At 69.8% G+C, this 17,963-nt stretch carries 17 protein-coding genes; 9 read left to right on the top strand and 8 right to left on the bottom strand.

All coding sequences use genetic code 11. The annotated features are described in order from the left end of the window. Window positions 1-190 precede the first annotated feature (190 nt). Window positions 191-1,354, top strand: coding sequence for a GuaB3 family IMP dehydrogenase-related protein (locus ACWPXK_RS01220; protein ID WP_454194171.1), 1,164 nt, complete (start codon window positions 191-193; stop codon window positions 1,352-1,354). 9 nt (window positions 1,355-1,363) lie between these two features. Here the strand turns inward: ACWPXK_RS01220 and ACWPXK_RS01215 are convergent, their stop codons facing one another. Then, window positions 1,364-2,182: an alpha/beta fold hydrolase gene (locus tag ACWPXK_RS01215; protein ID WP_454194170.1), complete on the bottom strand. Its 819-nt coding sequence runs from the start codon at window positions 2,180-2,182 to the stop codon at window positions 1,364-1,366. A gap of 118 nt (window positions 2,183-2,300) precedes the next feature. Between ACWPXK_RS01215 and guaA the strand changes: the two genes are divergently transcribed. Beyond that, entirely contained in the window at window positions 2,301-3,875 is a 1,575-nt protein-coding gene (guaA, locus tag ACWPXK_RS01210; RefSeq protein ID WP_454194169.1) for a glutamine-hydrolyzing GMP synthase, read from the top strand. A 61-nt stretch (window positions 3,876-3,936) separates the two neighbouring features. Here guaA and ACWPXK_RS01205 read toward each other — a convergent pair whose 3' ends face one another. The 3 genes from ACWPXK_RS01205 to ACWPXK_RS01195 all read right to left on the bottom strand — a co-directional run bounded on the left by ACWPXK_RS01205 (window position 3,937) and on the right by ACWPXK_RS01195 (window position 6,016). Further along, window positions 3,937-4,086 carry a hypothetical protein gene (locus ACWPXK_RS01205; RefSeq protein WP_454194168.1) on the bottom strand — a complete coding sequence of 50 codons (150 nt, stop codon included), beginning with the start codon at window positions 4,084-4,086 and terminating at the stop codon, window positions 3,937-3,939. A 111-nt stretch (window positions 4,087-4,197) separates the two neighbouring features. After that, on the bottom strand, window positions 4,198-4,410 hold the full coding sequence (locus tag ACWPXK_RS01200) for a hypothetical protein (RefSeq protein ID WP_454194167.1): 213 nt from the start codon (window positions 4,408-4,410) through the stop codon (window positions 4,198-4,200). After that, a complete protein-coding gene (locus tag ACWPXK_RS01195; RefSeq protein ID WP_454194166.1) occupies window positions 4,403-6,016 on the bottom strand; it encodes a PspC domain-containing protein in 1,614 nt (537 codons plus the stop codon). Before ACWPXK_RS01195 ends, ACWPXK_RS01200 begins: the two co-directional genes overlap by 8 nt. Before the next feature lie 180 nt (window positions 6,017-6,196). On the opposite strand from ACWPXK_RS01195, the gene ACWPXK_RS01190 reads away from it, so the two are divergent. Together ACWPXK_RS01190 and ACWPXK_RS01185 are read left to right on the top strand one after the other, a co-directional pair. Continuing rightward, a complete protein-coding gene (locus ACWPXK_RS01190; protein ID WP_454195390.1) occupies window positions 6,197-7,579 on the top strand; it encodes an ATP-binding protein in 1,383 nt (460 codons plus the stop codon). Window positions 7,580-7,675: 96 nt separating this feature from the next. After that, window positions 7,676-8,320 carry a response regulator gene (locus ACWPXK_RS01185; protein ID WP_454194165.1) on the top strand — a complete coding sequence of 215 codons (645 nt, stop codon included), beginning with the start codon at window positions 7,676-7,678 and terminating at the stop codon, window positions 8,318-8,320. A gap of 78 nt (window positions 8,321-8,398) precedes the next feature. On the opposite strand, the gene ACWPXK_RS01180 is transcribed toward ACWPXK_RS01185, so the two are convergent. After that, on the bottom strand, window positions 8,399-9,520 hold the full coding sequence (locus ACWPXK_RS01180) for a serine/threonine-protein kinase (RefSeq protein ID WP_454194164.1): 1,122 nt from the start codon (window positions 9,518-9,520) through the stop codon (window positions 8,399-8,401). A gap of 666 nt (window positions 9,521-10,186) precedes the next feature. Here ACWPXK_RS01180 and ACWPXK_RS01175 point away from each other — a divergent pair. Both ACWPXK_RS01175 and ACWPXK_RS01170 read left to right on the top strand, forming a co-directional pair. Continuing rightward, window positions 10,187-10,969, top strand: coding sequence for a hypothetical protein (locus ACWPXK_RS01175; protein ID WP_454194163.1), 783 nt, complete (start codon window positions 10,187-10,189; stop codon window positions 10,967-10,969). An 88-nt stretch (window positions 10,970-11,057) separates the two neighbouring features. Further along, window positions 11,058-12,572 carry a DNA polymerase Y family protein gene (locus ACWPXK_RS01170; RefSeq protein ID WP_454195389.1) on the top strand — a complete coding sequence of 505 codons (1,515 nt, stop codon included), beginning with the start codon at window positions 11,058-11,060 and terminating at the stop codon, window positions 12,570-12,572. Window positions 12,573-12,577: 5 nt separating this feature from the next. On the opposite strand, the gene ACWPXK_RS01165 is transcribed toward ACWPXK_RS01170, so the two are convergent. Together ACWPXK_RS01165 and ACWPXK_RS01160 are read right to left on the bottom strand one after the other, a co-directional pair. After that, the gene (locus tag ACWPXK_RS01165; protein WP_454194162.1) at window positions 12,578-13,453 is read right to left on the bottom strand and encodes an LLM class F420-dependent oxidoreductase; all 876 of its coding nucleotides are present in this window, start codon (window positions 13,451-13,453) and stop codon (window positions 12,578-12,580) included. Between the two features lie 73 nt (window positions 13,454-13,526). Beyond that, window positions 13,527-14,225 (bottom strand): class I SAM-dependent DNA methyltransferase, encoded by a 699-nt coding sequence (locus ACWPXK_RS01160; protein WP_454194161.1) that lies wholly within the window; start codon window positions 14,223-14,225, stop codon window positions 13,527-13,529. Between the two features lie 175 nt (window positions 14,226-14,400). Between ACWPXK_RS01160 and ACWPXK_RS01155 the strand changes: the two genes are divergently transcribed. Together ACWPXK_RS01155 and ACWPXK_RS01150 are read left to right on the top strand one after the other, a co-directional pair. Next, on the top strand, window positions 14,401-15,156 hold the full coding sequence (locus ACWPXK_RS01155; protein ID WP_454194160.1) for an alpha/beta fold hydrolase: 756 nt from the start codon (window positions 14,401-14,403) through the stop codon (window positions 15,154-15,156). 222 nt (window positions 15,157-15,378) lie between these two features. Then, window positions 15,379-16,287, top strand: coding sequence for a sucrase ferredoxin (locus tag ACWPXK_RS01150; RefSeq protein ID WP_454194159.1), 909 nt, complete (start codon window positions 15,379-15,381; stop codon window positions 16,285-16,287). Between the two features lie 15 nt (window positions 16,288-16,302). On the opposite strand, the gene ACWPXK_RS01145 is transcribed toward ACWPXK_RS01150, so the two are convergent. After that, window positions 16,303-17,280, bottom strand: a complete 978-nt coding sequence (locus tag ACWPXK_RS01145) for an SDR family NAD(P)-dependent oxidoreductase (protein ID WP_454194158.1) — start codon at window positions 17,278-17,280, stop codon at window positions 16,303-16,305. A gap of 211 nt (window positions 17,281-17,491) precedes the next feature. Between ACWPXK_RS01145 and ACWPXK_RS01140 the strand changes: the two genes are divergently transcribed. Then, a complete protein-coding gene (locus tag ACWPXK_RS01140; protein ID WP_454194157.1) occupies window positions 17,492-17,947 on the top strand; it encodes a hypothetical protein in 456 nt (151 codons plus the stop codon). The last annotated feature ends 16 nt before the right edge of the window (window positions 17,948-17,963 follow it).

The following is a 17,963-nucleotide window of genomic DNA, read 5'->3' as shown; positions in this document are numbered from 1 at the left end:
CTGCGCGAGCCACAGGGGCGCGAACACGTAGCGCCAGCGGCGCTGCCACAAAACGAAGACGGCCCAGCTCGCGTTCGAGCGGCCGGAGCGCAGGCGACGGTAGTCGCGGTCTCGGCTGCTCGGAAACGAGCCGCCGAGGGCCGCGAATGCGCAGCGCCGCAGGCGCGGCAGAAACATTAAGGAGATATGCGTGCGCGACATGGTGGAGATCGGCATGGGCCGGACCGCCCGGCGTACCTACGAGCTGGACGACGTCGACATCGTCCCCTCGCGCCGGACCCGCTCGTCGAAGCAGGTGTCGCTGTCCTGGCAGCTGGACGCCTACCGATTCGAGATCCCGTGCCTCGCGCATCCGACCGACGCGCTGGTGTCGCCGGAGTTCGCCATCGAGTTGGGCCGCCTCGGCGGGCTCGGCGTGATCAACGGCGAGGGCCTGTGGGCGCGGCATGCGGACGTCTCCGCGAAGATCGACCAGTTGCTCGAACTCGTCGGCAAGGGCGGCTACGAGCGCGCCGTGGCGATGCTCCAGGAATTGCACGCCGCGCCGATGCAGCCGGATCTGCTCGGCGCCGCGGTCGCGCAGGTCCGTGCGGCCGGTGTCACGGTCGCGGTGCGGGTGAGCCCGCAGAACGCGCGCACCCTCACTCCGGCGCTGTTGCAGGCGGGCATCGACCTGCTGGTGGTGCACGGCACGATCATCTCCGCCGAGCATGTCGGCGACGGTGAACCGCTGAACCTCAAGACCTTCATCGCCGAGCTGGACGTGCCGGTGGTCGCAGGCGGCGTGAGCGACCACCGCACCGCGCTGCACCTGATGCGCACCGGCGCGGCGGGCGTGATCGTCGGTTACGGCTCCTACCCCGGTGCGACCACCACCGGCGAGGTGCTCGGCATCGGTGTGCCGATGGCGACCGCGATCGCGGATGCCGCCGCCGCCCGCCGCGACTACCTGGACGAGACCGGTGGCCGCTACGTGCACGTCATCGCCGACGGGGACATCGCCACGTCCGGACAGCTGGCCAAGGCGATCGCATGCGGGGCGGATGCCGCGATGCTCGGTGTGCCGCTCGCCGTGGCCGCGGAGGCGCCGGGCCGTGGCTGGTACTGGCCGTCGGCGGCCGCGCATCCTTCGGTGCCGCGCGGTTCGCTGCTGCACGTGGACGATCCGTGGGACCTCGGCGGCGAGCCGGAGGGTGGCAACGTGCGCCCGAGCCTGGAGCGCGTGCTCTACGGTCCCTCGGACGATCCGTTCGGCACCCTGAATCTCGTTGGCGGCCTGCGGCGTTCGATGGCGAAGGCCGGTTACTCGGATCTGAAGGAGTTCCAGAAGGTCGGACTCAGCGTGCGTGCTTGATTTGCGCGTTCACCGCACTCGGGTCGATTTCGTCTTGCGGGTCGGCTTCGTCCTGGTGCGCAGGAACTGTTGGATCGCGTGGTTGACCGGCTCCGGATGGGTCATCGTCACTGCCAGTCGCGCGTTGGCGATCTCGACGAAGGTTGCGCCGGACAAGCCGCGGGCAAGTTGCCGGGCGCGCTCGCGGTCCATGCCGCTGTCGGTGGGGTGGATCACCAAGGCGGGACAGGCGATTTCGCGGAGCCGGTCCAGCACCGAATCCCGGCTGAGCAGGCAGCCGGCGGCGGCTTCGATGCCGCGCCGGTCGCGCACCAGCCAGCGCTGGGTCCAGATCGTGCGGTACCACTCGTCGTCGCCGATCAGCCAGGAGGCCAGTTGACGCGCGGCCCGTTCGCGGGAGCCGTCGTCGTACCACTGTTCGAGGAACTTCTGAGTGGCGGTGGACTGCTCGGGAGTGGGGCCGTGCGCTTCCGTGCTGATCAGAATCAGCGCGGAGACCCGTTCCGGCGCGATCAGCGCGGTGCGCAGTGCGGTGAAGCCGCCCTGCGCGGTGCCGCCGACCACGGCCTGTTCGGCGCCGAGGTGATCGAGCACGGTCAGCGCGTCGCGCGCGGCGGTCCAGTAGGTGAACGGTAGGCCCTCGTCCCTGGTGCGGCCGTGGCCGCGTGCGTCCCAGGAGACGATCCGGAATTCCGGTGCGAGCGCGGCCATTTGGGCGGCGAACATGGTGCGGTCCATGAAGAACTCGTGCGCCAGCAGTACCACCGGGCCGTCCCCGCCGCTGTCCTCGTAGTGGATGTGGGCATCGATCGCGCGGGCGAAGGGCACGAGCAGAAGGATAACCAGCGGGGCGGGGGTTCGCGGGACGATTCGGTCGGCCGACTCGGTCGTGCGCGAGGAGCTGTGCCGATGATTCGCTCGTTTCGCCGCTCACTAAACTGTGTGGGTGGCACAAACCCAGAGACCGGTCCTCGTCGTCGACTTCGGAGCCCAGTACGCGCAGCTGATCGCCCGGCGGGTCCGCGAGTCGAGCGTGTTCTCCGAGGTGGTTCCGCACACCACGACGGTGGAGGAGATCGCGGAGAAGAAACCGCTCGCGGTGATTCTCTCCGGCGGTCCGGCCAGCGTGTACGCCGAGGGTGCGCCGCAGCTGGACCCACGGCTGTTCGAGCTGGGACTGCCGGTCTTCGGCATCTGCTACGGCTTCCAGGCGATGGCGCAGGCGCTGGGCGGCACGGTCGCGCACACCGGCACGCGCGAGTACGGCCGCACCGAACTCAATATCGACGGCGGGTTGCTGCACGGCGGTCTGCCCACCATCCAGCCGGTATGGATGAGCCACGGCGACGCGGTCACCGACGCGCCGGAGGGCTTCGAGGTCACCGGCACCACCGCGGGCGCCCCGGTCGCCGCGTTCGAGGACCGGGTGCGCCGCCTGGCCGGTGTGCAGTACCACCCCGAGGTGCTGCACTCGCCGCACGGTCAGCAGGTACTGAGCCGGTTCCTGCACGAGCTCGCGGGCATTCCGTCGACATGGACCCCGGCGAACATCGCCGAGTCGCTCATCGCCGCGGTGCGTGAGCAGGTCGGTGACGGGCACGCGATCTGCGGGCTGTCCGGTGGAGTGGACAGCGCGGTCGCCGCCGCGCTGGTGCAGCGTGCCATCGGCGACCGGTTGACCTGCGTCTTCGTCGACCACGGCCTGCTGAGGGCGGGGGAGCGCGAGCAGGTGCAGCGGGATTTCGTCGCCGCGACCGGCGCCAAGCTGGTGACCGTCGACGCGGTGGACAAATTCCTCGGCGAGTTGAAGGGCGTCACCGATCCCGAGGAGAAGCGCAAGATCATCGGACGGGAGTTCATCCGGTCCTTCGAGGACGCGGTGGGCGAGGTGGTGCTCGAGCACAGCGACGCGGACGGCGCGACGCCGAAGGTCGAGTTCCTGGTGCAGGGCACGCTGTATCCGGACGTCGTGGAGTCCGGCGGCGGCAGCGGCACCGCGAACATCAAGAGCCACCACAATGTCGGCGGGCTGCCCGAGGACCTGGAGTTCGAACTGGTCGAGCCGCTGCGGTTGCTGTTCAAGGACGAGGTTCGCGCCGTGGGCCGCGAGCTCGGCCTGCCGGAGGAAATCGTTGCCCGCCAACCGTTCCCGGGTCCTGGTCTCGCCATCCGGATCGTCGGTGAGGTCACCGCGGATCGCCTGGAGACGTTGCGCCGCGCCGACGCCATCGCTCGCGAGGAGCTGACCGCGGCGGGCCTGGACGGTCAGATCTGGCAGTGCCCGGTCGTGCTGCTGGCGGATGTCCGCAGCGTCGGCGTGCAGGGCGATGGCCGCACCTATGGCCACCCCATCGTGCTGCGCCCGGTTTCCAGCGAGGACGCGATGACCGCCGACTGGACCCGTCTGCCCTATGACGTGCTCGAACGCATCTCCACCCGGATCACCAACGAGGTGGCGGAAGTCAACCGCGTAGTCCTCGACGTGACCAGCAAGCCGCCGGGCACCATCGAGTGGGAGTAATTCCGCGTCTTCACATTCTCGATCAGCTCCGCACACCCACTGCGCCTGCGGGGTGAACGGGTCAGCGCGGCCGGTGCCAAGTGGCGCTGTGCAGGACCAGGTGGCCCAAGAGCGTTCCGTTGGTGGTGCAGAGGTGCGGTCTGCCGTGTGAGTCCGGTGGTGTGGGTCCGGCGGTGGGCTCGGCCTGAGCGGCGTTCTGGTCGGGCTTCATCGGTTTCTCCTGTCCTGCAACGACAATGGGCAGTGGGGTTCGGCTGTGCCGGTCGCACGCTTCGCGAAAAGGCCCGTCCTTGTGGACGGGCCATTCGCAGCGGCTGGATGATCACGATCGTTTACGCGGGGAGATCACCAGCAGGATGCCGATGACGATCGCGGCGAGCACCACGATCCAACCGAGCGGGAGCATGCTGGCCGCGGGCCAGGACGCGGGACCGATGAAGCCCAGCACGCTCACCGCGAGGGCCAGCAGTCCGGCGATGAGCAGCGAGGCGGCCGGGCCGCGGCGGGATTCGCCGGTGTCGTTCTGGTCAGCCACGGCGCACCTCCACGTTTCCGAACCGGACGTCGACGTTCAAGTCGAGCACCGGCGCCCCAGGTGTGTTCGGGCCGCTGACGCCGTTGGGGCAGATGGCTTCGGCCATGGATGCCGTGCAGTGGGTGCGGACCGTCAGGTCCGCGGGCAGCAGCACGCGGACTTCGGCCATGTCGGCGTCGATGTTCACGGCGCGGTTCTCGGTCAGTTTCAGCGAACGCAGGTCCAGCGTGCCGGAGCCCATGGTCACCTTGTACTGCGGCGCCAGGTCGGCGGCGGAGGTCGGCGCCCAGATGTGGTCACCCATCGCGCCGCGGTCGAACTCGATCGGGCCGACGGCGGAGGCGAGCAGCACGAATCCGGCGAGCGGCGCGGTGAGCACCAGCAGGCCGTAGCCGCGGCGCAGGAACGCGCCGAGCACCAAGCCGAGACCGATCACCGCCAGCGCTGCCGCGCCGATCCGGCCCGGCGTCATCCACTCCACACCCGAGGCCGCCGCCGCGCCCGCGCCGGCGGCCGCGAGGATGGCCAGGCCGATGACCACCGGGGTCAGCCGCGAGCGCGGGCGCTTCGCCGGTGGCGCCACGGCGGTACGGACGGGCGCGGGTTCCGGAAGGTCCCAGGCCAGCGGGGCGACGCCGAGCGGATCCCAGGACGGAGGGATTGAGCCCCCGACGATCGCGGGGTGCGCCGCCGCGGGGCGCGTGCCGGTCGCGGTGTCGGCGAAGTCTTTGCCGAGCGAGATGGTCGGTGACTCGCCCGGTGCGGAACTCGCGCCGGTGGACGGGGCCAGGTCGGCTCGGTCGCTGCTCTCCCCGCTGCCAGATGAGGCCGGTCCGGTCTGCGCGGTACCCGATTCGGTACGTCCGGCCTGATCAGGAGGTGGGCTCGCGGCGGACTTGTCGAGCACTACGGTCTCGGCGTCGCCCTGCTGGTCGGCCACTCCCTTGTCCAGCAGAACCCTCTCGGCGTCGTCATCCGCCGGCCGGACCGGCGTTTCCGGGACATACGAATCCGGGAGTTTGGTGTACGGCGTGTACATGGCGCTCGGCGGTACGTACATGTCGCCGACGGTTCGGGGCGCCGCCTGCGGGAAGACCGCGCCGGGGTAGCCGGTGGCGGTGATCCCGCCGTCCGCGGCGAACCCGCCGAACGCTTCGGTGGTGCCCGGCGGCGGCGCGGGCGTGCGCATGTGCAGCATCCACCAGCCCGCCAGCATCAGGCCCAGGCTGATCAGGCCGGACCCACCGAGACCGACGCCGACCGGACCCATCGTGCTGACCGCGATGGCCAGCGCCACGATCAACACGATGCTCTTGGTCTGCGACTGCGAGCTGTGTCCCTTACCGACCAGCGACTCGGCCGCGGACGCCTGGTCGCCCGCCGCGCTCAGCAGCAGCCAGGCCAGCAGGTAGAGCACGATGCCCGCGCCGCCGAAGATCGTCGAGACCACGAACGCGACGCGAACCAGCACCGGGTCGATGTCGTAGCGCCGCGCGAACCCTGCCGCGACGCCCGCGACCGGGCCCTGCCGCGGCAATCGCACTGGCCGCGTCTGCCACATCTGCTGGAGCTGATCGCCGAAGCTGGTTTTCGTCATGTTTTCCATGGTGGGCCCGACCCGTGCGTCGGCACATCGGGGGGAACCCTGAAAAAATATCCGGGACACTTTGGAACGGGTGGCGGAGTCGTACCACCAGCTTCAGTCCTGATCAGCGTGGTGCCGATGGGTGAGATCAGGGTGATTCCCGATGGCTGCTCGTCGGGTGGTCGTGCCAGTATCGAAGGCATGTACCCGTCTGTTCCCGCGTTCGACACTCGGGGGTTCGACGCTGCCCGCGGTCCCGCGCCCGTTTTGGTCCCGGAACCGCCGCAGGTGCGGATGGTGCGCCGATCGGGCGGACGGATCGTCGGCGGGGTGGCGGGTGGCCTGGCCGATCACCTCGGCGTCGACGTGTTCAAGGTGCGGATGGCGTTCGTGTTGCTGTCCGCGCTGGCGGGGGCGGGCATCGCTGCGTATGGGTTGCTGTGGATATTCACGCCGGGTGGCTCGGACCAGGCGAAGCCCTCCGGCGCGGAACGGCGGCAGGCGATCGGGCTCGCCCTGCTCGGGCTCGGGCTCGCGGTCGCCGTGTCGTGGGTGTTCAGTGGCACGGCGGCCAAGGTGATCGCGCCGATCGTCGTGGTCGCGGTCGGCGCGGCGCTGGTGTGGCGGGAGTACGACGTCGACGGCCCGCGCTCGTTGCTCGGGCTGCCCGCGCGGCCTTCGGTGGTGACCTGGTCGCGCGTCGTCGCCGGAGCGACGCTGATCGTGGTCGGCCTCGGTGTGGTGGTGCTGGCGAGGATCGATCTGAGTTCGCTCGGGTCCGCGTTGCTCGCGGTGGGAGTCACGCTGATCGGCGCGGGATTGCTGACGGTTCCGCTGTGGTTGCGCATGATGCGCGCGCTGAACGCCGAGCGCGCCGCGCGCATCCGCAACGAGGAACGCGAGGAGATCGCCTCCCACCTGCACGACTCCGTGCTCCAGACGCTAGCCCTCATCCAGCGGCAGGCCGACGACCCGCAGGAGGTGGTGCGGCTGGCCCGTAGCCAGGAGCGGGAACTGCGCAAATGGCTGTTCGAGGATTCCGGTCCGGCTCAGTCGAGTCTGGCCGCGGCCCTGCGCACCATCGCGGGCGAGGTGGAGGACCAGCACGGGGTGAAGGTGGCGCCGGTGACCGTGGGGGACGTGTCGATGGACGTCGACGGCTCCGGAGTCGGTTTGCCCAAGGAACATTTCACCGCGCTGCTCGGCGCCAGCCGGGAAGCGCTGGTCAACGCCGCGAAGCATGCGGGTGTCCCGGAGATCGACCTGTTCGCCGAGGCCGAGCCGCACCAGGTGAGCGTCTTCGTCCGCGACCGCGGCGACGGATTCGACCTCGAGTCCGTGCCGGAGGATCGCCGGGGCCTGGCCAAATCCATCCGCGGACGGATCGAGCGCCGCGGCGGCCAGGTGGACATCCTGTCCGCCCCCGGCCGCGGCACGGAAGTGCGGATCATCATGCCCCGCAGCGATTCCGGCGGCCAGGATTGCGATGCGAATGCCACCGCCGCATCCCAGGATTCTCCGGTCGCCGCTGCCATGCCTGAACCGGTGCCGATGCGGGAACAACCGGCGCGCCCTGGAAGGTGACGATGTCCCACGGACGGTTAAGGTGGCAAGGCAGATCGGACAACGAATCCTGTGCCACCCGACTGGTACGGCCTGAAGATGCGGAGAGGCGGGCGAGTGGCGCTTACGCGAGTCTTTCTCGTCGATGATCACGCCGTTTTCCGATCGGGGGTGCGCGCGGAGTTGAGCCGGGAGGCCGACATGGAGGTGGTCGGTGAGGCCGGTGGCGTGGCCGAGGCGGTCGCCGGGATCAATGCGGCGGGCCCGGATGTCGTCCTGCTCGACGTGCACATGCCCGACGGTGGCGGTGTCGCGGTGCTGTCCGGCATCGAGCCGGGGCCGGTGTGTCTGGCGCTGAGCGTGTCCGATGCGGCCGAGGACGTGATCGCGGTGATCCGGGCTGGGGCCAGAGGCTATGTGACCAAGACGATTTCGGGATCCGAGCTGGCCGATGGCATTCGCCGGGTGGCAGGCGGCGACGCGGTGTTCAGTCCGCGGCTGGCCGGGTTCGTGCTGGACTCGTTCACCGGAAAGTCCCCGGTGCCCGAGCCGCCGCTGGACCCCGAACTGGACTCGCTGACCCCGCGCGAACTGGAGGTGCTGCGCCTGCTCGCCCGCGGCTACACCTACCGGGAGATCGCCGAATCCCTGTTCATCTCGGTGAAGACCGTGGAGACCCACGCCTCCAACGTGCTGCGGAAAACCCAGCAATCCAACCGCAACGCCCTGACCCGCTGGGCGCACCGCCGCCGTATCGACTGACCACTCTTCGTCACACCCGTGCGCGAGGCTGAGCACTAGCTTTGTCCGACTGCGCGCCCGTCAGGTGTGCGAGGGACGTCAGAGGACGGCGACGATGATCGCGATGATGATGAACAGACCGATGAGCAAGCCGACGGCGATGGCCAGCGGGGCGTTGCTCGGCTGAGGAGTTCTGGCGCGCTGAACCGGCGTGGCGGCGGTCGCCCCGGCGTGGTTGCGGTGCGGGCGGGGCAGCGGCGTGGAGTGCGGGCTGCGGATGCCCGATGCCGAATTGCGCGCGGCCCAGGACGGGATGGTTCCGTCCTCGGTACGGACGGGCGCGCCGATGATGTACGGTCCGGTGCCGGGACCGAAAGCGGCCGTGAGGATTTCGTCCCGCGCCTCGGCCATGGTCGGGCGGCGCTGCGGGGCGGGCTCCATCATGTGCAGCAGCGCCTGCGTGAGCACGCCGCTTCGGCTCGGCGGGATGATCTGCGCCATGGCGGCGCGCTGCACGATGACATCGCTGTCCTCGTGGAAACCGAACGGCGGCTGGCCCTCGATCGCGGTATAGAGCGTGGCGCCGAGCGAGAACACGTCGCTGGCCTTGGTCGGCTCCGCACCGCGTGCCACTTCCGGAGGCAGGTAGGAGGGGGTGCCGGTGATCACGCCGTCCGGTTCGTCGGACACCTCGCCCGCGCCGCGGGAGATGCCGAAGTCGCTGAGTTTGGCCATGCCGACGCCGGGACCGCGATCGGCGACAAGGATGTTGCCCGGCTTGATATCCCGGTGCACGATGCCCACCGCGTGCGCGGCGGCGAGCGCGTCGGCGACCTGCGCGCCGATCTGCGCGACCTCGATCGGCGGCAGCGTGTCGACCAGCGCGAGCGCCTTGGCGACGCTGCGCGAGGGTAGGTGCTCCATCACCAGCCAGGGTTCACCGGCCTCGAGCACCACGTCGTACACGGCGATCGCGTGATCGTGCGAGAGTTTCGCGGCGACCCGGCCCTCGTGCATGATCTGGTTGCGGACCGCGTTGGCCTCCGCCTCGTCGAGTCCGGCCGTGGTGAGAACCTGCTTGATCGCGACGTCCCGGTCGAGCAGCCGGTCGTGTGCCAGCCAGACCGCGCCCATGCCGCCGCCACCCAGCTTGGACTGGAGACGATAGCGGCCTGCGACGAGGTATTGAGGGCCGACAGTAGGACGAGCGCGTTCGGTCACGGGTGCAGGGTAGCGGAAAATACGGCTAGCTGGCCTGAGCTGTACCGCCTCTCCGGGTCTTTAGGCCGTACCAGTGGGTGCCGCGGAGCTCGCGTTCAGGTCCTGCGTCAGGTGCCAGGCGAGTTCTGGGCGTGCCCGGTGAGTTACCCATGTACTTGCGAAGCTGTCCCGCCTCTCCGGGTATTCAGGCCGTACCAGTGGGTGCCGCGGAGCTCGCGTTCAGGTCCTGCGTCAGGTGCCAGGCAAGTTCTGGGCGTGCCCGACGAGTTACCCATGTCCTCGCGAAATCAGTCGGTGCGCTTGCGGCGCGTGCTGATCGCGGGATCGGTTCTGATTGTCGGCGGCTTCGATGCAGGCCGCTGGACGGCGAGCCGGAGGATGCAGACGGCGAACCAGCGTGCGGGACGTGGGTTCGGGTCGACGCCGACGGCTGGTCGGTCGACCTGCGCATGCTGATCGCGGGACCGGTTCCCGTGATCGCATCCGGCAACCGTTTGGCGCGACACCGGGCGCGGTCCTTGACGAAACCTGGGGGTCGGTTTCTACTGGGTCGGTATCGAACGTATATTCGAGACAGATCGATAGCTGAATCGGTGCTGCTGCTCGAATCGTGCGGGCTGCTCCGCATGCTTCGCCTCGGGTCCATCGTGGAAGTAGGTGGTTGAGATGGGTTCGGATGCGATATCGCAGGAGGGGGGTGCGCTGCCGCGTGGCGATGGTCGGGAGAACCCTCCATCGCTGGCTGAACTGCGCAGACGCATAGCCGCAGTACCTGGGCGCGGTGAATCGGTCACGGCGCGGCACGGCCAGGTGGACGCCGGGCGGCGCACCGGGGCGTTGCCGGTGCCCGCCGCGCTCGCGCCATTGTTGCCCGATGGTGGCTTGGCCAAGGGATCTGTGGTGGCGTACTCGGGGGCGAGTTCGCTGCTGGCCGGGTTGCTCGCCGCGGTGACCGAGGATGGTGGGCATGCCGCGGTGGTCGGAATGCCCCGGCTCGGATTGCTCGCCGCGGTGGAGATGGGAGCGCAGCTGCGGCGGCTCGCCGTGATCGCCGACCCCGGCCCCGACCCGGTGGAGGTGGCCGCGGTGCTGCTCGACGGGCTCGACCTGGTCGTGCTCGGGCTCGGCGGAGGCGCCGTTCCGTCCGCCCGCGGCAGGGTGATCGCGGCCCGCGCCCGCGCCAAAGGCGCCACCCTCGTGGTCGCCGACGGCCGCTGGCCGGGAGCGTCCCTCCACCTCGACGCCCGCATCGCGGGTTACGCCGGTCTCGGCCGCGGGCGCGGGCGACTGCGGTCGCTCGGCTTGACGGTCGAGGTGCGCGGCAAGGCGGGACCGCCCCGGCACGGACGGCTGGACCTGTGCCCGAACGCGGGGCGCGTCGAATGGGTGCTGCGCGAAAAGTCCGCGCGGCCAGTCGAAGCCGTCGACACGCAGGAGGCGGTGTCATGAGTGGTGGTGCGGCACCGTGACTCGGCGGAGGTCGAAGCGGGTGCTTGCCCTGTGGTGTCCGGATTGGCCAGCGGTCGCCGCGGCGGCGATGGCGGGACTTCCCGCGACGCGGCCGGTGGCGGTGCTGTTCGCCAACCGGGTCGTGGCGTGTTCGGCGATCGCGCGAACCGAGGGGGTGCGCCGCGGGCTGCGGCGCAGGGAGGCGCAGGCGCGGTGTCCCGAACTCTTTCTCGCGCAGGATGATCCGGATCGGGACGCGCGATTGTTCGAGCCGGTGGTCGCCGCGGTGGCCGCGACGATGCCCGGCGTGGAGGTGCTGCGACCCGGACTGCTCGTGCTCGGCGCACGCGGCGCGGCACGGTTCTTCGGTTCCGAGGAGGCCGCGGCCGAGCGTCTGGTCGACGCGGTGGCCGTGGCCGGGGCGGAGGCGCAGATCGGGATCGCCGATGAGCTGTCCACGGCGGTGATCGCCGCCCGCCGTGCCGCGATCGTGCCCGCGGGCGGGGGAGCGCGGTTCCTCGCGCCGCTGCCGGTGGGGGAACTCGCGATCGAACCGAGCCTGGCCGCGCCCGAGCGCGCCGACCTGGTCGACCTGTTGCACCGCTTGGGGTTACGGCGAATCGGTGATTTCGCCGCGCTGTCCTCCTCGGAGGTCACCTCCCGGTTCGGCGTCGACGCCGTGCTAGCGCATCGCAGTGCCAGGGCCGAACCGGAGCGTCCACCGTCCGCGCGGCGCCCGCCACCGGATCTGGTGGTGGAGTACCGCTGCGATCCGCCGATCGAGCGGGTCGATGCCGCCGCTTTCGCCGGTCGTCTGCTCGCCACCCGGCTGCACACCGCGCTCGCGGATGCCGGGCTGGCCTGCACCAGGCTTTCGGTATTCGCGGAAACTGCTGCGGGAGAGCGTCTTTCGCGGATCTGGCGGTGCGCCGAGCCGCTGACGCCGGAGGGCACGGCGGACCGGGTGCGCTGGCAGCTGGACGGTTGGCTCACCCGGCGGGACGGCGCGCGGCCCACCGCGCCGATCATCGTGCTGCGGCTGGAACCCGTCGAGGTGGTCGCGGCGGGCGCGCTGCAACTCGGGTTGTGGGGCGGGGTCGGCGAGGAGGACGAGCGCGCCCGCCGCGCGCTGGTGCGGGTGCAGGGCCTGCTCGGCGGGGAAGCGGTGCGGGTGGGCGTGCTCAGCGGCGGACGCGGACCCGCCGAGCGCATCACCATGGTCGCGCTGGGTGACGAACCCGTCCCCGCGACCGACCCCGCACAGCCCTGGCCGGGCCGGCTACCCGAGCCCGCCCCCGCCGTGATCCTGCTGAATCGTCCGCTGGTGCGGTTGGAGACCGCCGACGGCGCTCTCGTCAAGGTCACCGACCGCGCCATGTTCGACGCCGACCCCGCACTGCTGCGCTGGGGCAGCAGACAGTGGCGGTTGACCGGCTGGGCCGGGCCGTGGCCGGTGGACGAACGGTGGTGGGCGCCGGATTCGGACGACGCCGAATTCACCGCCCGCGCCCAGGTTCAACTCGACGGCGCCCCACCGGACAGCCGAGTGCTCCTGCTGGTCTACCACGACGAAACCTGGCGCGTGGAAGGCCTTTACGACTGAGCGGGCTAGCCGAGCTCCGCGAGCTGCGCGACGGCCGGTGCCATGCCGTCGATCCAAGCGGCCGGCGAGCCGGTGGTGGGGACGACGATGGCGGTGTGCACGCCGAGCTTGGCGTAGTCGGCCATATGCCGGACGAACTCGTCGCGGGTGTCCGGGGTCGGGTGCGGGTTGTTCGCGATGATCGTCTTGCGGATCTGGTCGTAGTCCCGCCCCACGTCGTCGCAATGCCGTCGCAAGACGTCGAGCTTGTGCTCGACCTCCGCGGGTGCGGAACCGAACAGGTTGCAGGCGTCGCCGTATTGCGCGACCAGCCGCAGCGTCTTGCGCTCCCCGCCACCGCCGATGAGTACCTTGGGCCGATTGATCGGCTGCGGCGAGCAGAGCGTCTCGGCCAGCTGGTAGTACGTGCCGTCGAATGCTCCGTTGTCGTGCGGGTCCCACATCTGCCTGCAGATGCGCAGCGTCTCCTCCAGCCGCTCGAACCGTTCGGCGACCGGTGGGAACGGCACGCCGAGCCCGCGGTGCTCGCGCTCGAACCACGCCGCGCCGAGACCGAGCACCGCCCGGCCGCCCGACAGGACGTCGAGTGTGGTGACGATCTTGGCGAGCAGGCCCGGGTACCGGTAGGTCACGCCGGTGACGAGCAGGCCGAGGTCGATGCGGGAGGTGTGCGCGGCCAAGTAGCCGAGCGTGGTGTAGCCCTCCAACATGTTCGACTCCGCCGGCAGGCCGGTCGGCTCGATCTGGAAGTAGTGGTCCATGAACGACAACCAGGTGGCACCGGACTCCTCCGCCGCAGCGCCTACTCTGGCCAGCTCACCGGCGATGGCGGTGGTCCCGCCGTCGATGTCGAATATGGGTAGGTGAAAACCGAGCTCCATGAAGCGATCCCTTTGTGCTGGACAAACCCTGTACCAGCGCACACTAAGTGCTGGAGCGCACTCCAGGTCAAGCTCACACCGGGCGCGACCAAACCGTCGCCAGGGTGAACGGATGTCCGCGCAGATCAGCCCATTTCGGCTTATGGGCCAGCCAGGCGTCGTCGATCAGCGCTTCGGCGACCTCGGTCAGGACCCAGCCCGCGGCCAGACCCGCCGAGAAGTGCTCGCTGATCAGGTGCAGGTGCGTGTCGATCGCGACGGGCTCACCGGAGACGCCGGTGTAGTGCGTCGGCATTCCGGACACCATGATGAATTGCGGGTGGTAGCTGACCGATACGAATCGTGCGCCAGGTGCGGCGAGGCGCCGGGCTTCGGCGTAGAACGGCGCCAATTCCGGCAGGTGCTCGTCGATCAACGAGGCGATCACCAGGTCGTAGGCGCCATCCGGTAGTCCGGTGGACCGCACGTCCGCTCGGGTCAGCGTGGTGTGCGCCCCGCGTTCGGCGGCCAATGCCAGCATCCCCTGGCTCACGTCGACCCCGTCGATGTGCGCGATCCCGCGTTCCCGCAGCCAGCTTCCGGTTCGCCCGGAGCCGCAACCCAGGTCGGCCGCGCGCCGCACGTCGCCGAAATCCAGTCGCAATCGCCCCAGCAGCGCGAGATCCATCTCGTCGAGCACCGTCTGCTCGTAGGTCGGCGCCCATCCGTCGTACCCGGTGGCCACGTCGACGGTGCGATAGTTACGACGGTCGAAATCGGCGAAGGATGGCATACGGGGAGTATTCTCCCGAGTTCACCCGCCCCGCCAGGCATTTACGCGTCGCTTCGAACAGGGCGGTCCGCGATATCCGAAACGTGCTCCTCGGCTGGCGCTGCACCGCAGTCATTTCGAGTGATCCAGGTAACACTGGGCGGGTCACCGCGGACGACCAGTATTCTCGTTGGTCGTGGATCTGACGGTAGGCCAAGTGGCATTCGGAGACGTGCGGATCGCCTATCGGGATTCGGGCATCGGCGCGGTGAGCGACATTCCCGTGATGCTGGTGCACGGCATGGGCGGTGACGGACACACCTGGGACCGGTTCGCCCGTGTTCTGGTGCAATCCGGGCGCCGCGTGATCATCCCCGATCTCCGTGGACACGGCCGCAGCTCACATACCGATTCCTACCGGTTCGACGACTTCGGCGCCGATCTGCTGCGGCTCTGCGACGAATTGGAGCTGCCCGCGGTGGATCTGGTCGGGCATTCGCTCGGCGGCTACGCGGTGTCGTGCGTCGCACAGGAGCGGCCGGAGCTGGCGCGCAGGCTGGTCATCGAAGAATGCCCGCTTCCGTTGCAGTCCGGCGCCGAGGAACTGCGCCTGACCCGGCGCTTTCCCACCGTGCCCGAGCTGTGGCACGCCACCTCCAGTTTGGTCCGGCACCCGCGCGCGGTGCTCGCGTTCGACCGCTCCATGACGAAGACCGCGCTGGAACAGTTCCGCAAGCCGAACCCGGAGTGGTGGGACCGGCTCCCCGATATCACCGCGCCCACGCTGGTGCTGTGCGGCGGTCCCGGCGGCATGGTCGATCCGGCGAAGCTGGACGTCCTGCGGGCCGGTATCCCTGACTGCACGGTGGCCACGTTCACCTGCGGCCACAGCATCCACCGCGATCGTTACCGGGAGTTCGCGGCGGCCGTTCGGCCGTTCCTGGCGGGATGAGCGTTCACCGTGCCCGACCCGGGGGTGTGCGGCGTCCAGATCCTAGAGTGAGGGCATGCCCGCGTACGACCGTCCGCTGTTCTCCGGCGAACAGCCCTTCCGTGCCCGGCTGAGGGTGGACTCCCTGCTCAGCCGCGGATTCGCGCCGAAAAGGACGGGCGCAACCATCCGCGACCTCGCGGACGCGCCGCGTCGGACTTCCGCGGGCTGTGCCGGGTGCCGATGAGTGGCTTCGAGGGCATGCTCTGTTCGGCCGCCGCGGCGGCCGATGTTCCGTTGCCGGGTACCGCGACCCGCGTCACCGGTTGGCTGTGTGTGGAGCACCCGGGCGCCTGGGGCCGGGACGTGCTCGGGGACGAAGTGCTCGGGCCGGAGATCACCGCTGACCTGGCGGCGCGCACCGCGGCGGCGCACGTCCGGCCGACGCTGATCCGCCGCCCCGGTCGTAGGGAATTCACCGGCACCCGAACGGTTCTGCTCGCCAGCTCGGGCCGAGCGGAGCCATGGTGCGAGCGTCTCGAGATCACCGAGCTGACCCAGCTGCTCGACTTCGACCTACAGCTGCTGAACGGTCCGCCGCCGGGAATCGGTGTGCCGGTGCGTGATCCGCTCGTCCTGGTGTGCGCACACGGCAAGCGCGACCAGTGCTGCGCGCTCCTCGGCCGCCCCATCGCCGCGGACCTGGCACAGAGATATCCGGGCCAGGTCTGGGAGTGTTCGCACACCGGTGGGCACCGGTTCGCGCCCGCGTTGGTGCTCTTGCCCCAAGGCCTGACCTACGGTCGCCTCGACGCCGCGGCGGCCGCGGAGATGGTCGAGGCAGCCCGTCGTGGTGAGGTCTCGATGACCGGCCTGCGCGGCCGCAGCTGCTACCGGCCGGTCGAGCAGGTCGCGGAAATCGCCGTGCGCGAACGGATCTCCGCTCGCGTGGACGATCTGACCGTCGAATCCGAGCCCGCCTCGGCCGAAGCGACTGTCGCGGGCACCGCGATCGTCACCCATCGCGACGGCCGGCGCTGGCGCGTCACCGTCCGCACCCAGGCTCTTGCTCCCCGGCAGGCCAGCTGCAATGCCGCGCCAAAGGCGGTGACGGCACTGATCGCGGACGACATTCAACCGCTCACTCCCTGACCATCACCGCGGGCCTCACCAATGCGTGCCCGGTACCCAGCGGGCAGCACGCCGCAAGGCGGTGCCGGTGACGCGGCGAGCGGCCGACCGAGGCCGCGGTGCGGGGCGAGCGGCGGGCTCGGCCTGCTGCTCGTCGGGCTCGATCTGCTCGCCCTTGGCGGCCGGAGAATCGGGCAGGGCGCGGTAGTAGCGGTGCAGGATGCGGTCGCGGATCTTCGGAGTGAGCAGGGCGCCGTATTCGGCGATGGTGCCCAGCGGCACGTCGATGCGCTTGGGGCGTTCGGTCAGCGCGCGCACGATGGTGGCGGCCGCCCACTCCGGAGACTCGGCCGGGCCCTGGTCGCCGCTCGGAGCGATCATCGGTGTGCGTACCAGCGGCAGGTGGATGGTGGTGAACGTGACGCCGTCGGCCATCGTTTCGATCGCGGCCACCTCGGTGAACTTGTCCAGCGCCGCCTTGCTGGCCAGATACGCCGAGAACCGCGGCGTGGCCACCTGCACGCCCGCGCTGCTGATGTTGACGATGTGCCCGAACTTGCGTTCCCGCATCTGCGGCAGCAGGGCCAGCGTCAACCGCAGCGCGCCGAAGTAGTTGACCGCCATGGTCCGTTCGAAGTCGTGCAGCCGGTCGGTGGAGCGGTGGATGGCGCGGCGGATGGAGCGTCCGGCGTTGTTCACCAGCATGTCGACGTGGCCGTGCTCGTCCAGCACGGTCTTGACCACGTGGTCGACGGAGTCGGAATCGGTCACGTCGCAGGAATACGCGTAGGCCGAGCCACCGGCGGCCTTGATCTCCTCGACCACGGCGGCGAGTTCGTCGCCGCGGCGAGCGAGCAGGAACACCGTCGCGCCCTTGCCCGCGACGGCCATGGCCGCCGCTCGTCCGATTCCGGACGACGCGCCGGTGATGAGGACATGCCGTCCGGTGAGATCGCGGTTGCGGCGCCGGTGCCGGACCTGTCCGCGCAGGTCGGCGGTCTCTGCGTCGGTCATGCACTGCTCCTTTGCAGGTCGTGGTGGGCATGAACTTACTCCGAAGTAAGTTCACTGCCAAGTGATCCCGGTCACGTTCGGGATCTACTGCTCGCGTCGCACGGCAGGCTGATCGCCCGGTTCGAGAATCCCACGCGCACGAGGGATTCGAGTGTGCGAAACGGTTCGAACAACGCTCGAAACGTTCGAACATATGTGCGATACTCATCGCATGTCGGACGATCGGATGGCGGAGGTGTTCGCCGCGGTGCGGCTCGGTGGCGTCGACCCTGTAGCGGGACGGCGGGCGTTGGAAAAGCTCTGGAACGAACTCGGTGACCACGCGGAGGCATTGCACCGCTGCGTGATCGCCCACCATCTCGCCGACCTCCAGGAGGAGGCCGCCGAGGCGCTGCACTGGGATCGGGCCGCGCTGGCCGCGGTGTTCGGGCCCGGCGTGCCGCTCGACGAAGGCCTGCGCGGCTTCCTTCCGTCGCTGTATCTGAATCTGGCCGACAGTCATCGCCGGGTCGGCGAGTTCGATGTGGCCAGGATGCAGCTGGCCATCGCCCGCGGGCATCTCGACGTCCTCGCCTCCGACGCCTATGGTGCGCTCATCCGGGGACGCCTGCGCCGGATCGAAGAGGCTCTGGCCGCCAGTTCCATCGAACGCCTCCCGAGTCCCTGACCTGCCTGTACATCCT

The sequence above is a fragment of the Nocardia sp. Marseille-Q1738 genome, from assembly GCF_965283145.1.
Note: the sequence above shows the minus strand (reverse complement) of the source record. Positions and strands in the feature narration are given on the sequence as shown.